Origin of the sequence: Halomonas sp. B23F22_20, from assembly GCF_043496985.1 — a bacterium.
Taxonomy (GTDB): Bacteria; Pseudomonadota; Gammaproteobacteria; order Pseudomonadales; family Halomonadaceae; genus Halomonas.
Genome location: NZ_JBIEKH010000002.1, coordinates 62829 through 86542, shown reverse-complemented (window position 1 = coordinate 86542; position 23714 = coordinate 62829). Strand labels below are relative to the sequence as shown.

Here is a 23714-nt window from a genome sequence, read left to right as displayed (position 1 = left end):
GGCGGGGCTCGGTGTTGACGGTGACGTCCGCCGGCATCAGGGCAGCAGCGCCGCTTCGATGTCGTCGAGGATCGCCTCGGCGGCCAGCGGGCCATTGGCGCTGGTCCAGAGCTGGCCGTCCACCGGCACCACCCGGCCGTTCTCGACCACCGGCAGACGAGCGAAGGCCGGCGAGGCCTCGGCGGCCGCCAGGGCATCCTCGCCCTCCTCGTTGAGGGTCGCCAGGAACAGCCAGTCGCCCTGCAGCTTGGAGAGGTTCTCCAGGCTCAGCGGGTCGCTGTGTACGCCCCGGCCGTTGAGCAGGCCGGCGTCGTCCACCTCGAGACCCACCGCGGCGAGCAGCCCGGTGGAGAACAGCTGGTCGGACATCACCAGTGGCCCCTGGGGCATCCAGCGCACCAGGTTGGCGGTGGCGCTCGTCTCGGCCGCATCCAGGCGTTCCGCCAGCTCGGCGGCACGGGTCTCGACGCCCTCGATGGCATCGTTCATCGCGGCCTCGCGCCCTAGGGCCTGGCCGTACTGACGGGCCTCGGCCTTCCACGCCTCTGGGGTGATGCCCGGGCTTTCCGGCACCACCGTCGGCGCAATCTTCGACAGCAGCGCGTACTGGGCATCGGCGAGGCGCGGCCCGGCCAGGATCAGGTCCGGCCGCTCGCCGACCACCGCCTCCATGTTGACCTCACGCACCACGCCGACGATCGACGGGCGCGCGTCGTCGAGATGCGGCTCGATATAGCGCGCCACATCATCGCCGCCACGAGTGGTGACCGCGCCGACCGGCATGACACCCGCCGCCAGGGACGCATCCAGGGCACCTTCATAGAGGGTCACCACCCGTTCGGGGGCGTCGGGCACCTCGACCTCGCCATTGGCGGTGTCCAGGGTGCGGGCCTGGGCCGGGGCGACCGCGATGGCAAACGCCGTCGCCAGGCAGGCGCCGACCAGAAACGGGCTCTTGGGCAGGGAAAACGGCATGGAGTCTCCTTGGCTCACTGGCGGCCACCGCGTCCGATGGAACAAAGGCCGCCAATGATAATGAATCTCAGAAAAATTCTCACCCCCAACATCAGGCAACGCTGCGTTCGATTTCGCGCAACGCTGTCGACATCGAGGCGTCGACTTACTCGGCCACCAGGGCCTGGACGACCTCGTCGACCTGGGCCTGGACGCTCTGCAGGCCATCTCCCGAGAGGTACCACAGCGCCGGGGACAGTACCGTCACCGCGATCGCCTCGCCGCCCTCGGCCGCCAGCGCTTCCTCGAGCGTCGTGACGTCCAGCGGCGTCGCGCCGATGGCGGCACTGCGGTCCACCACCAGTAGCGCATCCGGCGCCATCTCGGCGATGGCGGCCGGGGTGAGCGGAGTGAAGGTGCGAGTGCCGTGACTCACCGGCTCGACCGACGCCGGCACCGCCGGCTGGGCAATCTGCAGCAGCTCGCCGACCACCGGCGCCTGGCGCAGCGAATAGTGGCCATCGTTGTGCGTCACCACCACCGCCTCGAGGTCGTCGGCCAGGCTCGCCCGAGCGGCCTCGATGTCGTCATGCAGCGCGGCAAGCCGCTCGGCCGCCTGGGCTTCGGCCCCGTAGTGCCCAGCCAGCCCCGTCACCTTGGCGCTCAGGGCCTCGAAGTAATCGCCCTCGCCGAGCGCGACCTGCTCGACCTCGGCGATCGCCTGCAGGTCCTCAAGCGCCGCCGACTGGCGACCGGTGGCCAGGATCAGGTCCGGTGCCGCCTCGGCGACCGCCTCGAGGTCCGGCGTCTTGAGGCCGCCCACGTCGGCGCGCCCTTCCAGCAGGCCGGCCGCATAGGCCGGCGCGGCCTGGTGCGGCAGGCCTACGAGATGATCCTCGAGCCCCAGGGCCGCCAGGGTGTCTGCGGCGCCCCAGTCGAAGCTGACCACGGCGGGACCGTGTGCCCCATCCGTACTCTCAGAGCCGGCCTCATGGGCCTGGGCCATCATCGGGGCGGCGCAGGCGCCGACCACCACCGCGGTGCGAAACCATCCGTTCGTCATCATGCTCTCCTGTTGTTCATCCTTGAGCGCGACCGGGCGACGGGCCCGGCCGCGAGACTGGTGTGATGCCGGCGATCAGAATTCGACGTTGATGCCCAGCCACAGGCGACGGCCGTCGTCGACGTAGCCGTACTCTTCCTCGGTGATGTCCTCGTCGAACAGGTTGTAGAGACCGGCGTTGAGGGTGGTCTGCGGGGTCAGCTGATAGCCGAGTCCAGCGTCAACGAAGGTGTAGGACGGCGCCACCGTGCTGCCCTGGGACGGGCCGGTGGTGGGCTGACTCTCCTCGCCACGGTACGTCACGCGGGTCCACTGATTCAGCCGCTCGGTGGCCTGCCAGTCCAGCGATGCCGTGACCTGGTGCTTGGGCAGCTGGTTGAGCGGCTCGCCCTCGTACTCACCGCTCTTCTGCTCGGAGTCGGTGTAGGTGTAGCTGGTACTCAGGTCCAGATCGTCGGCCAGCGGCGTGGACAGGGAGAATTCGACGCCCTGGGTGATCGCCTCGTCGACATTGAGACGATAGGTGGGATCAGAGCCGAACTGGTTGGCACCGTCGGTGCACACCGAGGCCGGGCAGCCGACGCGGTTGATCTTGTCGTCGAAGTCGGTATGGAAGACGGTCAGGCCGGCCATCAGGCCGTGGTCGCCGGCATAGTGCAGCCCCAGCTCCTGGCTGAGCGAGGTTTCCGCCTCCAGGTCCGGGTTGCCGTAGATATTGCCGCCGCGGCTGACCTGGACCCAATTCGCGTTGGTGGCGCGCAGATCCGGGGCCCGGAAGCCGGAGGAGACGCCGCCCTTGAGGGTCCAGCGTTCGTCCAGGTGCCAGACGCCGTAGAGACGCGGCGACCAGTGGCTGCCGTACTTCTCGTCCTCGTTGAGGCGCACGCCGCCGGTCAGCGAGACGTCCTCGGTCAGCATCCACTCGTCTTCGGCGTACAGCGCCCAGCGATAGCGCTCCAGCTCGCTCAGGCCGGAGGTGCTGGACTGGTTGCCGCCGTCCTCCAGGCGCTGATTCTCGTACTGGCCGCCCAGGGTCAGGATGTGGGCGCCCAGCGGCAGGACCGCCTTGGTGTCCGCCACCGTGCTCTGGTAGTTCATGTCGCGCGAGGGGTTATCGACCTCTTCATGCTGCACGTAGCTGGTCGTGCTGCCGAAGTCGAAGTAGCCGTCATGACTCAGCGCGAAGTGACGGCGATCGTAACTCTGTTCCGAGCGCTCGTTCGGCCCTCGACGACCCTCCAACGCAACGGACTGCCCGGGGTTGGTGATCCGACGCTGCTCGCTGTAGCCCGCTTCCAGACCGATCTCGTTGGTCTCGTCGGGCGTCCAGGACAGTTTCGCGGTGCCGCTGGCCAGGCGCTGGTCGGCATAGCCGCCGATGATGGCATCCTCGTCGCGCTGGTCGTACTGGCCGTAGACCTGCAGGCCGAGCCGGTCTGCGACCAGCGGGCCGGCAACGTAGAAGCGGCTGTTGTGCTCATCCCCGGAGGCGGAGTCTTCCTGAATCGTCATGCTGGTCGAGACGTCGCCACCCCACTCCTGAGGCACCTTGCGGGTGATGACGTTGATCACGCCGCCCAGCGCATCGGAGCCGTAAAGCGACGACATGGGGCCGCGGATCACCTCGATGCGCTCGATGGCCGACAGCGGCGGCAGCCACCCCTGCTCAATGCCCGGGCCATCGCTGTTAGGCCGGGTTTCCCGTGAGCCCTGGCGCTTGCCGTCGACGAGCAGCAGGGTGTACTTGGCTCCCATGCCGCGAATGCTGATGTCCTGCGACGACCCGCCGCCGGTAACGGTCACGCCCGGCACGTTACGCAACGCATCGGTGATATCACGATAGGCGTGGCCTTCCAGATCGTCTCGGGTGATCACGCTGATAGAGGCCGGAGCGTCCTGGACCTGCTGCTCGTATCCGGCGGCGGTGACCACGATATCATCGAGCTCGGCCGCTTCCTGGGCCGCGGCGGCAGAGGCCGCCAGGCCGGCGATCAGCGAGGCGAGAACGGTACGGGAAGAAGGGAACGACATGTGTTGCGACTCCTGAAGATCCTACCGGCTGTTATTGGGCCGGCCCATTTCATGAATAAGAATTTTTATCATTAGTATTCTTCCACACCCGCTCGCTCGCGTCTTCGCACATCGCGTTGCGCAATCCGCAACGGTGCTATGGCCTGTCTTCACCCCAAAAACGAGAATGATTTTCAACCAATGGATTGGTACGATGACGCTTCCGTTAGCACCCTATGGCTCAACCCCATGCACGATGCCGATGAACTGATCGCCTTCGCCGACGTGATGGCCAGCGGCAGCCTGACGCTGAGCGCCCGCCGTCTCGGCGTGGCGAAGTCGACCCTGAGCCGCCGCCTGCAGCAGCTCGAGACCCGGCTCGGCCAGCCGCTGATGCGCCGCCAGTCGAATCGCCTGGCACCCACCGAGGCCGGGCGCGTTTTCCACGACTACTGTCTGCGCCTGATTGCACTGGCCGAGAAGGGGCAGCAGGCCCTGGACGAGCTGCGCGAGGACATCAGCGGCGAGCTGACCCTCGAGGTCCACGAGGCCCTGACCCGCTGCTGGGTGGGACCGGCCATCGAGGAGTTCATGGAGCGCCACCCGGGGCTACAGCTGAGCCTGGTCACCCGCGAGCGGCTGCCGGAAAACGCGACCAACGGCTCGGTGGTGGCCTGGTACGGCGACACCGGCAATACCCCGCTGCGCCAGGAACCGGTGGCCCGGCTCACCCGCGGCCTCTACGCTCACCCCGACTACCTGGCCCGCCATGGCACCCCGGCCCACCCCCGCGACCTGGACGATCATGCCTGGATCGACCTGCTCGGCGAGACCAACCGCGAGCTGGTGCTGCGTCATCCCCGCCTGGGGGAGTACGACGTGCGGCCACCCGGCTCTCGCCTGCGCGTCGATCGCCTGGTGCTGCAGTCGGACGCCATCGTCCGCGGGCATGGGCTGGGAGTCCTGCCGGTCTGGATGGCCGGGCGACGCCAGGCGGCCCACCCGGATCAGCTCGTACGCTGCCTGCCGGAGTGGGAAGCCCCGGCGATGCCGGTCAGCCTGCTCTATCCGCACGGCCATCGACCGCGCAAGGTCACGGCCCTGCTCGAGTTCCTGCGCGAGGCCCGGCCGACCGACTGGCACATGACGCCCGGCGGCTGAGGATCGCCATCGCGGCGCGGCTTATCGTCGGCCCAGCGTGACGAACCTGCCACCGTGCCTCCCGCTGCCTCGGTTGCTAGAATGAGTCTCTCTCCGACGCTCAAGGAGCGAGCATGGCCCTTCGTGAAATCGCCATCGGCGGCCTCTACCTCTCTCCCCTGCTGCTGTATGCCCTGAGCGGACTCGTCGTCACCCTGCTGATACGCGCCGTGCTCTACCGCCTGCTGGGCACGAAACGCCTGTGGTTCGAGGCCTGGTTCGACACCGCCCTGTTCGTGATCTGCACCGCCGGCATCGCCTACCTCTCTTCCGCCACCGGGATCGTCTGAATATGCGCACCCTGCTACGAAGCCTCGTCACCCTGGCCATCGTGGCCCTGGCCATCGCCGCCGGCCTGTGGCTGTGGCACTACTATCTCTACACGCCCTGGACCCGCGACGGCCGGGTACGAGCCGAGGTGATCACCATTGCCCCGGACGTCTCTGGGCGAGTCGTGTCGCTGGCGGTGGAGGACAACCAGCGTATCGCCGAGGGCGAGCCGCTGTTCCGGATCGACCAACAGCGCTACCAGACGGCAGTCGACAAGGCCGAGGCGGTGGTCGCCCAGCGCCAGGCCGAACTCGAGCTGAGCCAGCATCAGGCCTCGCGCCGCAACCGGCTGAGCCGCGAGGCGATCAGCGCCGAGAGCCAGGAAACGGCGCGCATCGACAGCCAGGTGGCCAGCGCCAGCCTCGCCCAGGCACGCAGCGAGCTCGCCAGCGCCCAGCTCGACCTGGAACGCACCACGGTCCAGGCCCCGGCAAGCGGACACGTGCTCAACCTGCAGCTCGCCGAAGGCAACTACGTCAATGCCGGCACGGCGGTGATGGCGCTGGTAAAGGCAAACTCCTACTACGTCACCGGCTACTTCGAGGAAACCAAGACCCCGAACTTCCAGGTCGGCGATACGGCCCGGGTGACGCTGATGAGCGGCAACACCGAGCTGCGTGGTCACGTCGAGAGCATCGGGCGTGCCATCGCCGATCCCAACACCTCACCCAATGCCCAGCTGCTGCCACAGGTGGCCCCCACCTTCAGCTGGGTGCGGCTGGCCCAGCGCATCCCGGTGCGGATCGCGCTGGACGAGATCCCCGAGGGCACCCTGCTTAGCGCCGGCATGACCGCCTCGGTGCACATCGAGCCGACGGAGTAACCGCGCATGTCGCCCTGGTTACAGGCCTACCTGACACCCAGCGGCCAGGCCGTTCGGTTCGCCATCAAGGCAACCCTGGCCATGCTGCTGGCGCTCTACGTGGCCCTGTGGTGCGACCTGGAACGCCCCTACTGGGCACTGATCTCGGCAGCCTTCCTGCAGATCCGTCCGATGAGCGGCATGGTGGTCGAGAAGGGGCTGAGCCAGATCACCGGCACCCTGATCGGCTGCGGCGCCGGCATCGTCATCATGGCGCTGTTCGCCCAGGCGCCGATTCCGGCGCTGGCCAGCCTGACGCTGTGGATCATGCTGTGTACCTACGGCAGCTCGTTGCTGCGCAACAATGCCTCCTACGGCTGCATCATGGGGGCCGTCACGGCCATGCTGATCGTGGTGATCGGCGCCAGCCAGCCCGACGGCATCTTCGCCATCGCCGTGGCCCGCCTCTCGGAACTGGCCCTGGGCGCCGCCTGCGCGACCCTGGTCAGCGCACTGCTGTGGCCGATCAAGGTCGGCGACCATCTGGGCCAGCAGGCCGACGAGGTCGTCAACCAGGCTTTCTGGCACGCCGCTCGGCGGCTGACCGATTCCTCCGACCTCAGCGAGCTACAGAGCACCCTGACCGGCAGCCTCGAGCCGCTGACCCTGCTCGAGGGCGACAGCCAGGCCGCCCGCTACGAGGGGCCCGAGGGGCCTGGACGGATCCGCGCCAGCCATGTGCTGACCCGCCATACCCTGAGGCTGATGGCCACGCTGCATGCCCTACAGCAGCTATTGCATCACTACGGCGAACGCCTTTCGCCGGAGGTCCACGCGCTGGCCGGCGACATCGCCGAGGGCTTTCGCGACGCCGCCGAAGTCAGCGGCGTCGCTCCGGCCCATCATCGCCTGCACGAACTGCGCCACCGGGCCCTGTCGTGCCCCGACGAGGGACTCTCTCCGCTCGAGCAACGCTGCCTGCTGGGCATGCGCGAGGCGCTGGGCCATGCGCTGGTGATGCTCGATGCCCGCGACGCCATCACCCGCCCCGGCGGCAAGCGGTTGCGCGGCGTGGCCCTGGCCTGGCACCGCGATCACCTGGTCGCCGGACTCAACGCGCTGCGCGCCGGGCTCATCTTCACCGTGCTCGCCACGTTCTGGCTGGCCACCGCCTGGAACAACGGCCAGGTGGCCATGCTGCTCGGCACCCTGTTCTCGGCCTTCTTCGCCAGCCGCGACAATCCGGTCATGGTCTGCATGATGTTCGCCAAGGGCATGCTGGCCGCAATCCCCAGCGCCTTCCTGTTCGGCCATGTGCTGCTGGCCCAGGCCAGCGGCTTCCCGATGCTGGCGATGATCTTCCTGACACCGCTGTTCCTGGGCCTGCTGGGCGCGGCCAACCCGCGCCTGATGGGCTACTGCCTGGCCTTCACCATCGGCAACATCCTGCTGACCATGCCCGGCAACGGCATGGATTTCTCGTTCGACAGCTTCATCAACCGGGCCATCGCCGTGATGATCGGGCTGGCCACGGTGGTGACGGGATTCCGACTGCTGCCCGGCTTCGGCTCCACCCTGCGCAAGCGGCGGCTGGTCGGTGCCATCGTCGGCGACCTGCGCCGCCTCGCCGATCCCCCGATTCACGAGGCGGAGGCCCGCTTCGTCGGCGGCATGGCCGACCGCCTACTGCACCTGGCCAAGCACGACGACGTGTTGCCGGAGGATCAGCGTCACCTCTTCACCCTTGGCCTGACCGGCCTGGATATCGGCTACGCCTGCTTGCAGGTACGCCGGCGTCTCGATGACCTGCCGGGCGACGATCTGCACCGCGCCAAGCGAGCCTTCTTCTCCGCCCTGGCCAAGGCCTATGCCGACAGCGCCCGGGGCCGACAGCCCGGCGATATTCACGCCGCAGGCGAGTCGCTGATCGAGGCTGCGCGCCGCCAACCCGGCTTGACCGAGCGCCATCATGCCCTGCTCGCCGGACTGGTGGAACGCCTGGACCTGTCGCTTCAGCGCCAGGCGAAGCGGGCTCGCAGCTCGCGCGGCCTCGACGCCGCGAGCGCAGAAGTGGCCTGATGCCGGCCGCCTCATTCATCTGCCAGGGAGGAGCGCCATGTTCGCCGAACTCTTCGCCGTAATGGCGCCGGTCATCGCCGGCGCCGGTCTGGGCTTCGGCTGGGTTCGGCTCGGCCATGATTACCCGGTGGCCTTCGTCACCCGCCTGGTATTCAACATCGGCACCCCCTCGCTGGTGCTCGCCTCACTGGCCAACGCCGAGATCGATGCCGGCAGCTTCGGCCGGACCATGCTGGCCACCGCCCTGGTGCTGATCGCCATGGGAGCGGCTACGTTCGTCACGGCTCGACTGCTGAAGCACGACTGGCGGGTGCTGCTGGCGCCAATGATGTATCCCAACACCGGCAACATGGGGCTGCCGGTGGTGCTCTATGCCTTCGGCGAGGCGGGATTCGCCTTCGGCATCACCGTGATGGTCACGGTATCGCTGTTCCAGTTCACCCTGGGCACGATGATGACCAGCCGCGGCAATCCGCTGACATCGCTGGCCAAGACGCCGACGGTCTACGCCATCCTGATCGCCCTGGCGCTGCTGCTCACCGACACCAGCCTGCCGCCCTGGCTGGCCAACAGCGTGGAGCTGATCTCGGGCTTCACCGTGCCCTTGATGCTGATCACCCTGGGCGTCTCGCTGGCCAACATCCAGGTCAGGAGCCTGCGCTCCGGCCTCGGCTTCTGCCTGATGCGTCTGCCGCTGGCCGCGGGCCTGGCCTGGGCCATCGGCGCCCTGCTGGCGCTGCCGCCCATGGCGCATGCCATCCTGGTGCTGCAGATGAGCATGCCGGTGGCGGTGTTCAACTACCTGTTCGCCCAGAAGGCCCGCCGCGAGCCTGAGTACGTGGCCAGCCTGGTGTTCTGCTCGACCCTGCTCTCGCTGCTCTACTTGCCGGGGCTGCTGGCGCTGCTGATGTAGCGGCGGGACCGGCACGCCCGGGGGCGCTGCCTATACTGGGAAGCGCCATTTTCCACGGAGCCGGAACATGACTACCTTCTCGCGACGCCTGCCTGCGGCGCTGCTGGGCCTGCTACTGATCGGCCAGGTCCAGGGCGCCCCGATTCCTGTCGACACCCGGGACCAGCCGCTGTGCCTGAGCCGCATCGCCGACGGGTTGGCCCATCCCTGGGGGCTGGCCCAGCTGCCCGACGGCCGCTTCCTGGTGAGCGAGCGCGCCGGCGGCCTTGTCCTGATCGGCGACGGTGAGCTCACCCGGCTCGACGGCCTGCCCGAGGTCTCGGCGCGCGGCCAGGGCGGGCTGCTCGACCTCGCCCTGCATCCCCGCTTTGACCGCGACGCGCAGGGCAATGGCGAACATGACTGGCTCTACTTCACCTGGAGCCGGCCGGGACCGGGCGGCGATGCCACGGCGCTGTCGCGGGCCAGGCTCGGCGAGGCCCGACTGGCCGATCTCGAGCACCTCTTCGTCCAGGACCGCTATTCCCGCCCCGGGCGCCACTACGGTTCGCGGCTCGCCTGGTTGCCCGACGGCACCCTGCTGATGAGCGTCGGCGACCGTGGGGTGACCCCGGAGCGGGCCCAGGACGACGGCGATCACGCCGGCAGTATCCTGCGCCTGACCGACAGCGGCGAGGTCCCCGCCGACAATCCCTTCGTCGACGCCCCCGAGGTGCTCGACGAGATCTTCAGCCGCGGTCACCGCAACCCCCAAGGCCTGATCGTCGCCGACGATGGCACGGCCTGGTCCACCGAGCACGGCCCGCGCACCGGTGACGAGCTCAACCGCCTCGTGCCCGGCGCCAACTACGGCTGGCCGGTGGTCACCCGGGGCCGGGACTATGTCACCAACCTGCCCCTCGGCCGCAACAGCGCCCCCGGCATGCGCGACCCCGTGTACCTATTCGAGGGCCGCTTCGCGCCCTCCGGGCTCGCCCAGGTCTCCTCGCCGGCGTTCGCCCCCTGGCGCGGCGACCTGCTGGCCGGCGGCCTGCGCAGCGAGGCCCTGCTGCGACTGCGCCTCGAGGGCGATGCTGTGGTCGAGCGGGAGACGATCCTTCAGGGAGAAATCGGCCGTGTCCGCACCGTCCTGCAGGGCAACGACGGCATGATCTACTTGCTGGACGACGATGCGAACGGTAGCCTCTGGCGCCTGTCGCCGGCAGCCGACACCAGCGGAACGGCTGCACAATGCGCCGAATGAGTCCTGTTCGACGACATTCGGCGCAATTTGAATGACCATTCAATAAACGCTAGGGTATGGCGCTTCGATTCGCGTCAACGCAGCCGACTGGCATGCTGGAGCGACGCTCCATCCCGACAACCCATTCCCGGCCCAACTCCTGCGCTAGCGTGGCCGGGCGCCGACCAAGGCACCGCCAATGAGTGACAACCGAAACGTCAAGATTCGGGTCCGCAATCTCAGCAAGGTCTTCGGCAACCAGCCGAAGAAGGCGCTGGAGATGCGCGACCAGGGACTGAAGCGCCCCGAGATCCTCGACAAGACCGGCCAGACCCTGGGCCTGTCCAACATCGACTTCGATGTCTATGAAGGGGAGCTGCTGGTGATCATGGGGCTCTCCGGCTCCGGCAAGTCGACCCTGATCCGTTGCCTCAACCGGCTGATCGCCCCCACCGAGGGCGAGATCGTCATCGACGGGCAGAACATCCCGAGCCTCAAGGAGAAGGAGCTGCTGGAATGCCGCCGCCGCCACTTCTCCATGGTGTTCCAGAACTTCGCCCTCTTCCCGCACCGCACCGTGCAGCAGAACGCTGAGTTCGGCCTTGAGATCCGCGGTATCGATGCCGGCGAGCGTCGCGAGACCGCCCGCAACGCCCTCAAGCAGGTCGGCCTTGAGGGCTGGGAAGACGCCCTTCCCCGCCAGCTCTCCGGCGGCATGCAGCAGCGCGTCGGCCTGGCCCGGGCGCTGGCCAACGATGCCAGCGTGCTGCTGATGGACGAGGCCTTCTCGGCCCTCGATCCACTGATTCGCGGCGACATGCAGCAGGAGCTGCTGCAGCTCCAGCACCGCATGAAGAAGACCACGGTCTTCATCACCCACGACCTCGACGAGGCTCTGAGCATCGGCGACCGGATCGTGCTGCTCAAGGACGGCGAGGTGGTGCAGATCGGCACCCCCGAAGAGATTCTCACCAAGCCCGCGGACGACTACGTGCGCCGCTTCATCGAGGGCGTCGACAAGTCGCGCATCCTCAGCGCCGAAAGCGCCATGCGCAAGGTGCGCTCCACCGTACGCGACACCGACGGCCCGCGCACCGCGCTGCGCAAGATGCGCGATCATAGCCTCGATTCCATCTACATCCTCGATCGTGACCGCCGCCTGATCGGCCTGATCGACGCCGATGCCGCCAGCCAGGCGCTGGAGGACGGCAAGGAGACCGTCACCGAGGTGATGACCCAGGACTTCCGCAAGGTCACCCGCGAGGAACCGCTGCACAACCTGTTCGCCATGTTCAGCGAGAACCGCTTCCCCATCGCCGTGGTGGACGATGACCAGGTCTTGCAGGGAGTAGTGGTGAAAGGCGCCGTTCTCGACGAACTCGCACAGGCAGGAGATCACTGATGGCTATCGAATTTCCGCGCATCCCGCTGGGCGACTGGATCGAAGGCGGCCTGAACTGGCTGACCACCGAATACTCCGCCGTGACCCGTGGCATCTCGCGCATCACCCAGACCGGCATCGATGGCCTCAACGATGCCCTGATGTGGCTGCCCGACTGGTCGCTGCTGGTGATGATCGCCGGCCTGTGCTGGTGGCTGGCCAACGTACGCCTGGCCATCGGTGCCGTCGCCGGTCTGGCGCTGATCTGGAACCTGGGCCTCTGGGACCCGATGATCGAGACCCTGACCCTGGTGGTGATCGCCACCCTGGTGGCCGTGGTCATCGCCCTGCCAGTGGGGATCGCTGCCGCCCTCTCCGAGCGGCTCTACAAGACGATCATGCCGGTGCTGGACTTCATGCAGACCATGCCGGCCTTCGTCTACCTGATCCCGGCCATTCCGTTCTTCGGCATCGGCTCGGTGTCGGCGATCTTCGCCACCGTGATCTTCTCCATGCCGCCGGCGATCCGCTTCACCACCCTGGGCATTCGCCAGGTGCCCACCGAACTGGTCGAGGCCGCCGACGCCTACGGTGCCACCCGCGGCCAGAAGCTGTTCAAGGTCCAGCTGCCGCTGTCGCTGCCCACCGTGATGGCCGGCATCAACCAGACCATCATGCTGGCGCTGTCGATGGTGGTGATCGCCGCCATGATCGGCGCCGACGGGTTGGGCAGCGAGGTATGGCGCGCCATCCAGCGTCTGCGCCCGGGCGACGGCTTCGAGGCCGGTATCGCCGTGGTGATCCTGGCCATGCTGCTCGACCGCCTGACCCAGTCGCTGCGCAAGAAAGGCAAGGCCTGACACCCGCGTGAGCGAGCCGCCGGTTGCATCCGGCGGTTCGTCCCTGCATCCTCAGACCGCACATCTAATAAAGGCACGTCCAATGATCAAGCAACCGATGCGTCTCACCGGCCTGGCCATGATCGCCGGCGCCAGCCTCTCCGCGGCGACCGCCCAGGCTCAGGACGAGGGAACCGTCCACCTGGCGTACGTCGAGTGGTCGTCCACCGTGGCCTCCACCAACGTGATGCGCGCCGTGCTGGAACAAGCCGGCTACGAGGTCGAGGTCTCCTCGCTGTCCGCGGCCGCCATGTGGCAGTCCGTGGCGACCGGTGACACCGATGCCTTCCTGGCCGGGTGGCTGCCGACCACCCACGAGGACTACTACGCGCGGCTCAAGGACCAGCTGGTCGACACCGGCGTCAACCTGGACGGCACCAAACTCGGCCTGGTGGTTCCGGCCTACAGCGAGGCGAACTCCATCGCCGACCTGAACGAACATGCCGAAGACTTCGACGGCAAGCTCACCGGCATCGACCCGGGCGCCGGCATCATGCGCCTGACCGAGAAGGTCGTCGACGAGTACGATCTCGACCTCGATCTGCAGAGCGGCAGCGGCGCCACCATGACCGCGGCCCTCAAGAGCGCCATCGACAACGAGGAAGACATCGCGGTGACCGGCTGGACGCCGCACTGGATGTTCGCCCGTTGGGACCTCAAGTACCTCGAGGACCCCCAAAACGTCTACGGCGGCGCCGAGCAGATCCACACCATCGTGCGCCAGGGCCTCGAGGAAGACCTGCCGGGAGCCTACGCCATTCTCGACGCCTTCGCGTGGACCGCCGAGGACATGGGCGAAGTCATGCTCATGAACCAGGAAGAAGGTGCCGACCCCTACGAGAACGCCAAGCAGTGGGTCGAGGACAACCAGGACCTGGTCCAGGAGTGGCTGCCGGAGGCCTGAGGCTTCCCGCCGACCATTCGGCTGCAGCAAGAGGGGGAGATGCCACCAGGCATCTCCCCCTTTCGTTTGCCGCTCCGCCCGAGGCACGGTCAAGTGACATAGGCAGCCATGCGGCGCGTTGCCAGGATCCCTCATCTGGCAGGCCGCCGAGCAATGCAACACACGCCAAGGACGACGGCATCACGACGGTGGCACGTCGTCTTCCAGCCGTTCGTCCAGCCACGCCAGCAGCGCCCGAGTGGCGGCTCGCCGCGACGCTCCCCGACGGGTAAAAATGGCGATGGCATCACGCTGCGGCAGACTGTCCACGACCGGCCGAACCAGTTCGCCACTGTCGATGAGGCGCTGCGTGGTACGCCGCCAGCCGAGGGCGATCCCCTGTCCGGCGACCGCCGCCTGCAGCAGCAGTGGATAGCTGTCGAAGTCCACGCCTTCACCGAGCACGAGATCGCCACGCCCCATGGCCCGCAACCAATCCGGCCATTCCAGCCAGTCCGCCGGCTCGACCCGATAGTGCAACAGCCGATGGCCAGGCAGGTCATCGAGACGCAATGACCCCGCCGGCCCTTCCAGATAGGCGGGACTACAGACGGGAAAGATCTCGTCCGCGGCCGTCAATGCCAGTTGATGAGTGCCACTGGGGCGCCCACTGGTCTGCAGGGCGACATCGAAGGGCTCGCCGAATTCCGTGATGGGACGCGTCGATGTCGCCAGCTTGATATCCAGCTCGGGGTGGCGCCGGTTGAAATCATCCAGACGCGGCATGAGCCAATAGAAGGCTTCGCACAGCTGGCAGAACAACACCACCTGCGTATCGCGGATATCGCCTCTCAGAACGCGTGCATCGGTAGCGATGCTGTCCAGGGCCTGCGATACCGTTCGGCCGAACTCGCGGCCTTCGCGGGTCAGGAAGACACGGCGGTGGCGTCGCTCGAAGAGCGTCACCCCCAGATCCTCTTCCAGCAGGCGTATCTGACGGCTTATCGCTGCCTGCGTCAGGTGTAGCTCGGCCGCGGCACGCGTGAAGCTCTCGAGTCTCGCGGCGGCCTCAAAAGGTCGTAGCGTCGCGAGCGGGGGCAAGGGCCTGGTGGGCGAATCCATAACGCTCCCTTATGTGTAAGGGCCGAGAAATCGTTTGAGGGCCTGACCGGGAAATCGGCACTCTCCTTGTCGAATACCAGCAGGAAAGCCCGTGATGACGGCAGATGATACGCATGAAGACGACACTTCCCGAGGCGTGACCTTGATCGTGGGAGCCGTCTTCCTTCTCGCCCTGGCCGACGCTCTGGTCAAGTATCTAAGCGCAGGCATCACCCTGTGGCAACTCTATGTCCTTGCCTCGTCGGTATCCTTGCCCACCCTGGCCGGGCTGATCATTGCCCAGCGAAAGACACGCCCGCTATCTCTCACATCATGGCGCTGGGTCGGCATCAGGAGCCTGCTGCTGTTGCTGATGTGGATGGCCTACTATATGGCCCTGCCCTTGATACCGCTGTCCGTGGCGGCCGTCGCCATTTACACGACGCCGCTGTTCATCGCCATCCTGGCCTCCATGGGCGCCCGAGAGCCCCTCCCCCCCATCATATGGGGCGGCATCCTGTGCGGCTTTGTCGGGGTCGTGGTAGTGCTCCGTCCCACCGGCGACGCCTTCACACCCGCGACACTACTGCCGGTCATGGCGGCAGTGCTGTATGCCCTGGCGATGGTGGCGACAAGACGCTACTGCCAGAAGGAACATCCGCTGACGCTGGCACTGGGCCTGAACCTTGCCTTCCTGATGGCCGGTGGCGGCGTCAGCATCCTGCTCGCCTTCACCGACACCTCATCCCTCGCCGAGCAGTCGCCCTTCCTGTTTGCCTCCTGGCAGCCCATCGGGCGCGATGAACTCATCATCATCGTCGCCTACGCCCTGTTGATGGTGGCCGTGAACACCAGCGTCGCGAAGGCCTACCAGGTCGCCCCCTCCGCGCTGATCGGTACCTTCGACTACGCCTACCTGCTGTTTGCCAGCCTCTGGGGCTACCTGCTGTTCCATGAGGTCCCCGACGGAATGACCTGGCTGGGCATGAGCCTGATCCTCGCATCGGGCCTGCTGGTGCTGAGGCGCCGGCCATCACGATAAAGCGAATGCATCCCGCTGCGGCAGAACATCGGCGCCCAATCCCCCGAGGCATGGTCGAGCCCCGCCGTTGAGCAAGGCTCGACATTCAGGTGGCATAGGCCGCCACGCGACGGGTCATCAAGCTCACGCCCACATAGCAGGCTGCCGAGGCCAGGCAGCCGTAGAGCGGGCCCTGCACCCAGCCGAGATCGCTCCCCAGCAGCAGCCAGGCGCTGACGACGAACCCCGCCGCGATGGACGCAAAAGCGCCGGCGGCACTGCCCTGCCAGAAGGTTGAGCACAGCGTCACGCCGAACAGCGAGGCCATCAGGGTGCCGTTACCGAGGATCCCCAGCCACAGGATCATCACCGGCGGCAGATAGGCCATGCCGATGAAGGCACTGACGCCGACGATCAGCACCATCAGCCGATTGAAGGTCATGGTCGCGGTGAAGCCTTCCCGCTTGCCCAGTGCCGACCGCAGGTCATAGGACAGCGCCGTGGACACGGTGTGCATCAGCGAGTTGGCCGTAGACTTCATGGCGAACAGGATGAACAGGGTCATCACGCTGGACATCAGCGGGCCGACGCCATGCTCCAGGAAGGTGAGCATGGCAAGATCCGGCGATGCCGGAGCGCGGCGGAAAAGCGTGTTGGGTCTTGAGTGCCCCGGTCTCGCGCGAGACCGGGGCGAGGGGATCAATCCGGCAGGTAGCCGTCGGCCTTGAGCGATGCGGTCGCGGCCTCGATGCTCTCGCGCAGGGTGGCGACCACGAAGTCGACGTGCTCGCGGGTCAGGATCAGCGTCGGGGAGAGGATGTTCATGTGCGCCAGGGGACGCACGATCAGCCCGCGCCGCTGACACTCGTCGGCAATGCGATTACCCACCTTGGCCTCGGGCGCAATCAGTTCCCTGGTCGCCTTGTCGGCCACGTTCTCCAGGCACATCATGAACTTGCGGCCTCGCACGTCGCCCACGATCTCGAGTTCTTCGAGCTCGTGGAGGCGGCGCTCAAAGTAGTCGCCCACGTCCTCGACGTGCTCGCACAGGCCCTCGCGCTCCATGATCTCGATGTTCTTGAGGCCCGCGGCGCAGCTGACCGGATGACCGGAATAGGTGAAGCCGTGGGTGAAGATGGCGCCGTCGGCCTGTGGCTTGCTGATCACTTCGTAGATGCGATCGGAGAAGATCGTCGCCCCCAGCGGCAGGTAGCCGGAGGTCAGCCCCTTGGCACAGGTGATGATGTCCGGGACGATGCCGAACTCGTCCTCGGAGGCGAACATGTGCCCCAGGCGACCGAAGGCGGTGACCACCTCGTCGGAGACGTAGAGGACGTCGTACTTGCGGCACACCGCCAGGGTCTTGCGGTGATAGCCCTCGGGCGGCACGATCACGCCGCCGGCGCCCATGATGGGCTCGGCGAAGAAGGCCGCCACGTTGTCCGGCCCCAGCTCGAGAATCTTGTCCTCCAACTCCTGGACCTTGGCATCGCAGAAGTCCTCCAGGCTCTGGCCCTCGGGCCGGCGATAGGGATTGGGACAGGAGATGTGATGCACCAGCTGGCGATCGATGTCGAAGCCGATGTGGTCGAACTCGACCCCGGTGATCGACATCGCCATATAGGTGCTGCCGTGGTAGCCGTCGATGCGTGAGATGATCTGCTTCTTGCGGGGCCTGTCGAGCTGGTTGAAGTAGAAGTGGATCATCCTCACGGCGGTGTCGTTGGCCACCGAGCCGCCACAGCCGTAGAAGACGTGATTGAGGTCGCCCGGCGCCAGCTCGGCCAGCTTGGCGGCCAGGCGAGCGGCCGGTGCGGTGGTGTGATGGCCAAAGGTGGAGAAGTAGGGAATGTCGCGGATCTGTGCCGCCACCGCCTCGGCGATCTCGTCACGGCCATAGCCGATGTTGACGCACCACAGCCCGCCGATGCCATCAAGGTAGCGCTTGCCGTCGGCGTCCTGGATCGAGACGCCGTCGGCCTGTTGAAAGACCATGGAACCGGTCTCCTTGAAGGAAGAGAAGTCGGTCCAGGGATGCATGAAGTGGTCACGATCCTTCTGCCAGATTTCCTGTTTTTCGAGGTTGGCGGAGGTGTTCTGACTGGTCATTGTGATTCTCCTTCGGGGTCGGGAGGCGGCGCCCGGCGGGGCCGCCTCGCGTTGGGTCCGGTTGGTGCGTCGACTCAGCGCTTGGCGATCTCGTTCAGGGGCTCCGGCCGGAACAGCGGCTTCTTCATCACCAGCTTGATCCATGCCACGGCCACCACGCTGACAAGGCCCAGCACCACGCCGGCATTGGTGAAGATCTCCGCGGTCAGTTCCGGGGCCGGCGAGGCATAGACGATGGCGTAGACCATGCCGGCGATGCCGAACAGCTGCGGCAGCGGGTAGAGGGGCGAGCGATAGGGCCGCTTGGCCTCGGGATAGCGGACGCGCAGGGCAATGACGTTGACGTGGGCGATGATGTAAGCAATCAGCCAGGCGATGGCCGCCGAGATCAGCAGCAGGCCCACGGTGCCCGGATCGTTGCCCCAGATCAGCAGCGGCAGGCCGGTAACGCCGGCGGTGAACAGCACCGCGACCCAGGGCGCACGGGTGGTGCCGGTCTTCCAGCCCAGCACCGGGAAGGCCTGGCCCTGCTCGGCCATACCCTGCAGCATGCGCGGCACGGCGGCCAGCGAGGTATTGACGGTGCTGCAGGTGGCGGTGATCGCGGCCACGGCCAGCAGGAAGGTGCCGGACCCGCCGAAGGCCGCGGTGGCATACTCCAGGTGCGGCAGCTCAGCGCTCATCAGCACGTCCCGTGGCAGATAAAACAGCGCGCCCAGGCAGTAGAGGGCGAAGACGGCGAAGATCACCGTCAGGCCCAGGTACATGGAACGCGGGATATAGCGCTCCGGGCGGCGCGCGTCGTCGACCAGCGGGCAGACAAACTCGGCGCCCACATAGCCCCAGATGGCCAGGGCAATCAGGGTGAAGGCGCCCTCGCCCAGGTTGAAGTCGGCGGCCAGCGCGCTGGCCTGGAAGGCATGGGGAGCGAAGCCGCCGGTCAGGGCGCTGACGCCGAGCAGGGTCAGGGCCACCACCATGGCGAAGGCCAGCAGGTTCTGCAGCTTGGCGAAGACATCGATGCCCAGCAAGTTGAGCGCCGTGAACGCGCCGAGGATGCCGAAGGCCACGTAGTGGGTGCCCTCCACCGCCGGGTAGAGCACGCCGAGCAGGAAGTTGACCAGCAACAGTTCGGCGGAGAGCGCGAACATCGCCACCACCACATAGCCGGAGAACACCGATAGGATCGCCGGAAAGTGGCCGAGGGCCACCTCGGTATAGGCACTCAGGCTGCCGGCGCGGGGAATCATCAGCGACAGCTCCGAGAAAGACGCCGCATAGCACAGCGCCAGCACCCAGGCGATCGCCAGCGGCACGATGAAGGCGGGTCCGGCGATCCCGACGCCCTGGAGCATCAGCACCATGACGCCCTGGGACACCACCAGGCCGACCGCGACGGCCATCAGCGACTTGAGCCCCAGGACGCCGCGCGCCTTCTTGCCGGTAGCGGCCGGGGCCGCCGCCGATTTGGACATGGCATCTTGCATGGTCATCCACCCTCTTGTTGTTGTGGGGTTAGCGATCCGCCGGCGAAGCACCGGCGGGCGAAGTCAGGGGCGGCTCACAGGCGCACCCAGGTGGTCTTGAGCTGGGTGAACTTGTCCAGGGCATGCAGCGACAGGTCTCGACCGAAGCCGGATTGCTTGTAGCCGCCGAAGGGCGTGGTGAAGTCGATGGCATCCACGGTGTTCACCGAAACGGTGCCCGCCCTCAGGCGACGCGAGACGCGGTGCGCCCGCGACAGGTTCTCGGTCCACACCGAGGCCGCCAGGCCATAGATGGAGTCGTTGGCGATGGCCACCGCCTCGTCCTCGTCGGCGAACTCGATCAGCACCGCCACCGGGCCGAAGATCTCTTCCCGGGCGATGGTCATCCGTGGGGTCACGCCCTCGAACAGCGTCGGCGACACGAAGGCGCCCCGCTCCTCGCCGCTGGGCGGCGTGCCCAGCGCCAGGCGGGCGCCCTCCTCCAGGCCCAGCGAGATGTAGCCGCGCACCTTGCCGGCGTGACCGGCGTCGATCAGCGAGCCGACATCGGTGGCCGGGTCCAGCGGGTCGCCGACCACCAGCGCGGAGGCGGCCGCCACGAAGCGTTCGACGAAGGCTTCCTTGGCCTCGCGCTGGATCAGGATCCGCGAGTTCGCCGAGCACACCTCGCCCTGGTTGAAGTAGATGCCCTGCACCGCGGTCTTCGCCGCGGCCTCCAGGTCGCTGTCAGCGAACACCAGGTTGGGGCTCTTGCCGCCGCACTCCAGCCACACCTGCTTCATGTTCGAGCGGGCGGCATACTCCAGGAAGCGCTTGCCGGTCGTCGTGGAACCGGTGAAGGCCAGGCAGTCCACGTCCGGGTGCAGGCCCAGGGCCTGGCCGGTGACGTGGCCGTGGCCCGGCAGCACGTTGAAGACGCCGTCGGGAATCCCCGCCTCCTTGGCCAGTTGGGCCAGGCGCAGCGCGGTGAGTGGGGACTGCTCGGCGGGCTTGAGAATCACGCTGTTGCCGGCGGCGAGCGCCGGGGCCAGCTTCCAGGCGGTGATGTCGAGGGGGAAGTTCCAGGGGATGACCGCGGCCACCACGCCGACGGGCTCGCGGGTGATCGTGGCCAGGTTGTCGCCGTCGGTGGGGGCCACCTCGCCGTAGAGCTTGTCGGTAGCCTCGGCGTACCAGCCGAAGCAGCCGGCAGCGCCGGGAATGTCGAGTTCGAAGGCATCGCGGATCGGCTTGCCGGTGTCCAGGGTCTCGAGCAGGGCGAGCTCTTCCTGGTGCTCCATCATCAGCACCGCCAGGCGTTGCAACACCGCCTTGCGGTGGGCCGGGGCGGCCCGCGACCAGTCGCCGGCCTCGAAGCTGCGCCGAGCCGCGATCACGGCGCGCTCCACGTCGTCGACGCCGCAGGCCGCCACCTCGCCCAGGGCCTCGCCGGTGGCCGGATTCCAGGTGGTCAGGGTCTCGCCATCGCCGGCCAGGACGCGCCGGCCGTCGATAAAGGCCCCGTCCGGCAGGGTCAGCCGGGTGCGCAGGTCATGCCAGTAGGACAGATCATGTGCCGCCATCGGGTAGGTCTCCGTAGTCAGTGCGTTGTTGTTGGGCGCCGGTTACGACCGTGGAATCACGATAGCCCCGGGCTCTTGATTAACTAAAATATTTTTATTCGAGGAACAGCATCATAATTTTCTATGCAAAGGACCGTCGCTTGCCCTCCCCCCTAAGGGAGGAGAGCCATCCTTTCGTGCGGTTCGTCCTTGCGGGTCGGGCGACGCCGCTCAGGGTATGGCCACCTCGGCCAGGCCGGCACCGAGCCGCGCGAACACCTCGCCGCGGGCCTCGGGATCCTGCGCCAGGCGATGCATGGCCTCGGCGGCGGGGCTCAGGCGCAACCCGCGCAGGCAGGCGATGCCCATCGACAGCGGGCGGGCGTCGCCGATCAGCCGCAATGGCTTGAGGCTACCGCCATCGAGGGATTCGAGGGCGGTCAGTGGGGTATTGAACAGCGAGAAGCCGAAGCCGTTGGCCACCAGGCCACGCATCATGTCCATCGACTTGGCACGGTGGGCTACCGCCGGCGACAGGCCATGGTGGGCGAAGATCGACAGGAAATACTCACGGCTCAGCGGCCAGTCCAGCAGCACCATGGGATGGGCCACCAGCTCCTCCAGGGTGACGCTGTCGCGCTGCCCCAGCGGATGGTCGGCCGCCACCACGGCATAGGGAGGAAAACGATACAGCGGCGTGAAGTCGATCTCCTCGGGCACCTCGAGATCGTAGGTGAAGGCCAGCTCGTAGTCCCCCTGGCCGAGGCCACGGACGATATCCACCTGGTTCATCTCGTCGCAGTAGAGGCTCACCGAAGGGTGGCGGTCGGCGAAGCGCCGCAGCAGCTGCGGCAGGAACACCGGAGCGAAGGTAGGAAAGGCCACCAGGCGCAGCTCGCCGCCAATCTCCTCGCCCAGCGAAAGCGCGTACTTTTCCAATCCTTCGGCATCGCGCAGCAGTTGACGTGCCCGGGTCAGCAGCTGCTTGCCCGACGGCGTCAGCGACAGCCCCTGGGCATGGTGGCGCACGAACAGCTGCAGCCCGGCAATTTCCTCGACCTGCTGGATGGCCGCGGAAATCGATGGCTGTGAAACGTGCAGCTTTCGAGCCGCCTGGGTGACGCTGGAGAGCTCGCCGGCGACAACGAAATAGCGCAGCTGCTTGAGGGTGAATTGACGCATAGATTCGCTACCGCCGCTGGACGAACAAGGTCGCCCCGCGACGGGCGCAGGGCTGTTGCGTTCAGCATATCAGGCGCCCGTGCCGGGCGTCTCGACGGAGGGCCATCCCTGCCGCCTCTCGATCGGCGCCCTGCCTCGGAAGCATCGCAGCCTTGGCGAGCCGCCGGGGCGGCTCGATCATGCCGTGGCATCCTCCAGCAGTTCACCTGCAGCCAGGCGACGCCGCGCCTCGGGGCCCGAGAGGGCATCGATCAAGCGGACCAGGAACGCCTCGCAGCGGGCTAGCTGATCGCGGGTCACGAACTCGTCGGGCTGGTGGCCCTGGGCCATGCTGCCGGGGCCACAGACCAGGGTGGGAATACCCAACTCGCGCTGGAACAGCCCGCCTTCGGTGCCGTAGCCGATGCGCTCGAGCTCCCGCTCATCGAGCAGCGACAGGATGAAAGCCACCAGTGCATGGTCGTCGTCCATCGACAGCCCGGGATAGTCGCTGAGGCGCTCGAGCCGAATGCCCGCCTCGGGCGAGATCTCGCGCATCTCGGCTTCCAGGGCGGCGGCAACGGCCATCAGCTCGTCGAGCAGCGCCTCCGGATCGTCTTCGGCGACGTTGCGTATCTCGATGTCCAGCCGGCAGTCCTGGGGCACGATGTTGAGCGCCGCCCCACCCTGAATGGTGCCCACCTGCAGGGTGGTGCAGGGAATCGCGAAGCGTGCGTCGAAGGGCCCACGGGTGGCCTTGTCAGCGGCCGTCCGCTCGACCCAGGTGGCCAGCCGGGCGGCGGCGTGAATGGCATTGACGCCCTCGGGCGCCATGCCCGAATGGCAGGCCTTGCCGCGCACGTGCAGGCGCACCGCGAGCTTGCCCTTGTGCGCCGTGGCCGGCTTCATGGAGGTCGGCTCGCCAACCAGGCAGGCCGCAGGACGTACCGGTTGACAGGCGAGATCGACGAGCAGGGTACGCACGCCCAGGCAGCCCACCTCCTCGTCATGGGAGAAGGCCAGGTGCACGGGCACCGCGAGCTCGGCCTCGACAAGCGCCGGCACGGCGGCCAGCACCGCCGCGATGAAGCCCTTCATGTCGGCCGTGCCGCGCCCGTACAGGCGCTCGCCCTCGGCGGTCAGCCGAAAGGGGTCGACGCGCCAGGCCTGGCCGGTGACCGGCACGGTATCGGTGTGTCCGGAGAGCATCACGCCGGGACGATCCACCGGGCCGATGGTGGCATAGAGGTTGGCCTTATCGCCGGTCGCGTCGGTCACCCGACGCGAGGCCACGCCATAGCGGACCAGGTACTCCTCGATGAAGGCGATCAGCGGCAGATTGGAGCGATGGCTGGTGGTATCGAAAGCGATCAGCTCGGCGAGCAGGTCGACGACGGTATCTTGTGACATGGAGACCCCGGATGGTCAGGGAAGAAAACAAGGCAGCGATGACGATCGCAGCGGCTAGGAGCAGATCCGTCGACAGGTTTACCTCCTTTTCAACCTGTCCCCGGCGCCACTCACCTTGTCCAGCGTGGGCCGGCCTGGCTAGAACGAT

General features: G+C 67.1%; 20 protein-coding genes. 10 read left to right on the top strand and 10 right to left on the bottom strand.

The window, feature by feature from the left end; translation table 11 throughout:
- Positions 1 to 36: 36 nt before the first annotated feature.
- The 3 genes from ACGTN6_RS01685 to ACGTN6_RS01675 form a co-directional block, all read right to left on the bottom strand.
- Positions 37 to 975: an ABC transporter substrate-binding protein gene (locus tag ACGTN6_RS01685; RefSeq protein ID WP_394589491.1), complete on the bottom strand. Its 939-nt coding sequence runs from the start codon at positions 973 to 975 to the stop codon at positions 37 to 39.
- 145 nt (positions 976 to 1120) lie between these two features.
- Complete coding sequence (locus ACGTN6_RS01680; protein ID WP_394589490.1) at positions 1121 to 2017, bottom strand: ABC transporter substrate-binding protein; 897 nt, start codon at positions 2015 to 2017, stop codon at positions 1121 to 1123.
- Between the two features lie 75 nt (positions 2018 to 2092).
- A complete protein-coding gene (locus tag ACGTN6_RS01675) occupies positions 2093 to 4048 on the bottom strand; it encodes a ligand-gated channel protein (protein WP_394589489.1) in 1956 nt (651 codons plus the stop codon).
- A 228-nt stretch (positions 4049 to 4276) separates the two neighbouring features.
- Between ACGTN6_RS01675 and ACGTN6_RS01670 the strand changes: the two genes are divergently transcribed.
- The 9 genes from ACGTN6_RS01670 (at position 4277) to ACGTN6_RS01630 (ending at position 13757) form a co-directional block, all read left to right on the top strand.
- Complete coding sequence (locus ACGTN6_RS01670) at positions 4277 to 5188, top strand: LysR family transcriptional regulator (RefSeq protein WP_394589488.1); 912 nt, start codon at positions 4277 to 4279, stop codon at positions 5186 to 5188.
- Between the two features lie 113 nt (positions 5189 to 5301).
- Entirely contained in the window at positions 5302 to 5517 is a 216-nt protein-coding gene (locus tag ACGTN6_RS01665; protein WP_394589487.1) for a DUF1656 domain-containing protein, read from the top strand.
- Positions 5518 to 5519: 2 nt separating this feature from the next.
- Positions 5520 to 6380, top strand: a complete 861-nt coding sequence (locus ACGTN6_RS01660) for an efflux RND transporter periplasmic adaptor subunit (RefSeq protein WP_394589486.1) — start codon at positions 5520 to 5522, stop codon at positions 6378 to 6380.
- A 6-nt stretch (positions 6381 to 6386) separates the two neighbouring features.
- Positions 6387 to 8438: an FUSC family protein gene (locus tag ACGTN6_RS01655; protein WP_394589485.1), complete on the top strand. Its 2052-nt coding sequence runs from the start codon at positions 6387 to 6389 to the stop codon at positions 8436 to 8438.
- Between the two features lie 37 nt (positions 8439 to 8475).
- Positions 8476 to 9351: an AEC family transporter gene (locus ACGTN6_RS01650; protein ID WP_394589484.1), complete on the top strand. Its 876-nt coding sequence runs from the start codon at positions 8476 to 8478 to the stop codon at positions 9349 to 9351.
- Between the two features lie 67 nt (positions 9352 to 9418).
- Positions 9419 to 10594, top strand: a complete 1176-nt coding sequence (locus ACGTN6_RS01645) for a PQQ-dependent sugar dehydrogenase (protein ID WP_394589483.1) — start codon at positions 9419 to 9421, stop codon at positions 10592 to 10594.
- 178 nt (positions 10595 to 10772) lie between these two features.
- Positions 10773 to 11975 carry a quaternary amine ABC transporter ATP-binding protein gene (locus ACGTN6_RS01640; RefSeq protein WP_394589482.1) on the top strand — a complete coding sequence of 401 codons (1203 nt, stop codon included), beginning with the start codon at positions 10773 to 10775 and terminating at the stop codon, positions 11973 to 11975.
- A gap of 5 nt (positions 11976 to 11980) precedes the next feature.
- Entirely contained in the window at positions 11981 to 12814 is an 834-nt protein-coding gene (locus ACGTN6_RS01635) for an ABC transporter permease (protein ID WP_394589624.1), read from the top strand.
- 82 nt (positions 12815 to 12896) lie between these two features.
- A complete protein-coding gene (locus ACGTN6_RS01630) occupies positions 12897 to 13757 on the top strand; it encodes a glycine betaine ABC transporter substrate-binding protein (protein WP_394589481.1) in 861 nt (286 codons plus the stop codon).
- 180 nt (positions 13758 to 13937) lie between these two features.
- Here the strand turns inward: ACGTN6_RS01630 and ACGTN6_RS01625 are convergent, their stop codons facing one another.
- A complete protein-coding gene (locus ACGTN6_RS01625; RefSeq protein WP_394589480.1) occupies positions 13938 to 14858 on the bottom strand; it encodes a LysR substrate-binding domain-containing protein in 921 nt (306 codons plus the stop codon).
- 94 nt (positions 14859 to 14952) lie between these two features.
- Between ACGTN6_RS01625 and ACGTN6_RS01620 the strand changes: the two genes are divergently transcribed.
- Positions 14953 to 15879, top strand: a complete 927-nt coding sequence (locus tag ACGTN6_RS01620) for a DMT family transporter (protein WP_394589479.1) — start codon at positions 14953 to 14955, stop codon at positions 15877 to 15879.
- 85 nt (positions 15880 to 15964) lie between these two features.
- On the opposite strand, the gene ACGTN6_RS01615 is transcribed toward ACGTN6_RS01620, so the two are convergent.
- The 6 genes from ACGTN6_RS01615 to argE form a co-directional block, all read right to left on the bottom strand.
- On the bottom strand, positions 15965 to 16471 hold the full coding sequence (locus ACGTN6_RS01615; protein ID WP_394589478.1) for a hypothetical protein: 507 nt from the start codon (positions 16469 to 16471) through the stop codon (positions 15965 to 15967).
- Positions 16472 to 16557: 86 nt separating this feature from the next.
- On the bottom strand, positions 16558 to 17967 hold the full coding sequence (locus ACGTN6_RS01610; RefSeq protein WP_394589477.1) for an aminotransferase: 1410 nt from the start codon (positions 17965 to 17967) through the stop codon (positions 16558 to 16560).
- A 74-nt stretch (positions 17968 to 18041) separates the two neighbouring features.
- Complete coding sequence (locus ACGTN6_RS01605; RefSeq protein WP_394589476.1) at positions 18042 to 19460, bottom strand: APC family permease; 1419 nt, start codon at positions 19458 to 19460, stop codon at positions 18042 to 18044.
- Positions 19461 to 19528: 68 nt separating this feature from the next.
- Positions 19529 to 21016: an aldehyde dehydrogenase gene (locus ACGTN6_RS01600; RefSeq protein ID WP_394589475.1), complete on the bottom strand. Its 1488-nt coding sequence runs from the start codon at positions 21014 to 21016 to the stop codon at positions 19529 to 19531.
- A gap of 210 nt (positions 21017 to 21226) precedes the next feature.
- A complete protein-coding gene (locus tag ACGTN6_RS01595) occupies positions 21227 to 22177 on the bottom strand; it encodes a LysR family transcriptional regulator (RefSeq protein ID WP_394589474.1) in 951 nt (316 codons plus the stop codon).
- Positions 22178 to 22354: 177 nt separating this feature from the next.
- A complete protein-coding gene (gene argE, locus ACGTN6_RS01590; RefSeq protein WP_394589473.1) occupies positions 22355 to 23566 on the bottom strand; it encodes an acetylornithine deacetylase in 1212 nt (403 codons plus the stop codon).
- Positions 23567 to 23714: the final 148 nt, after the last annotated feature.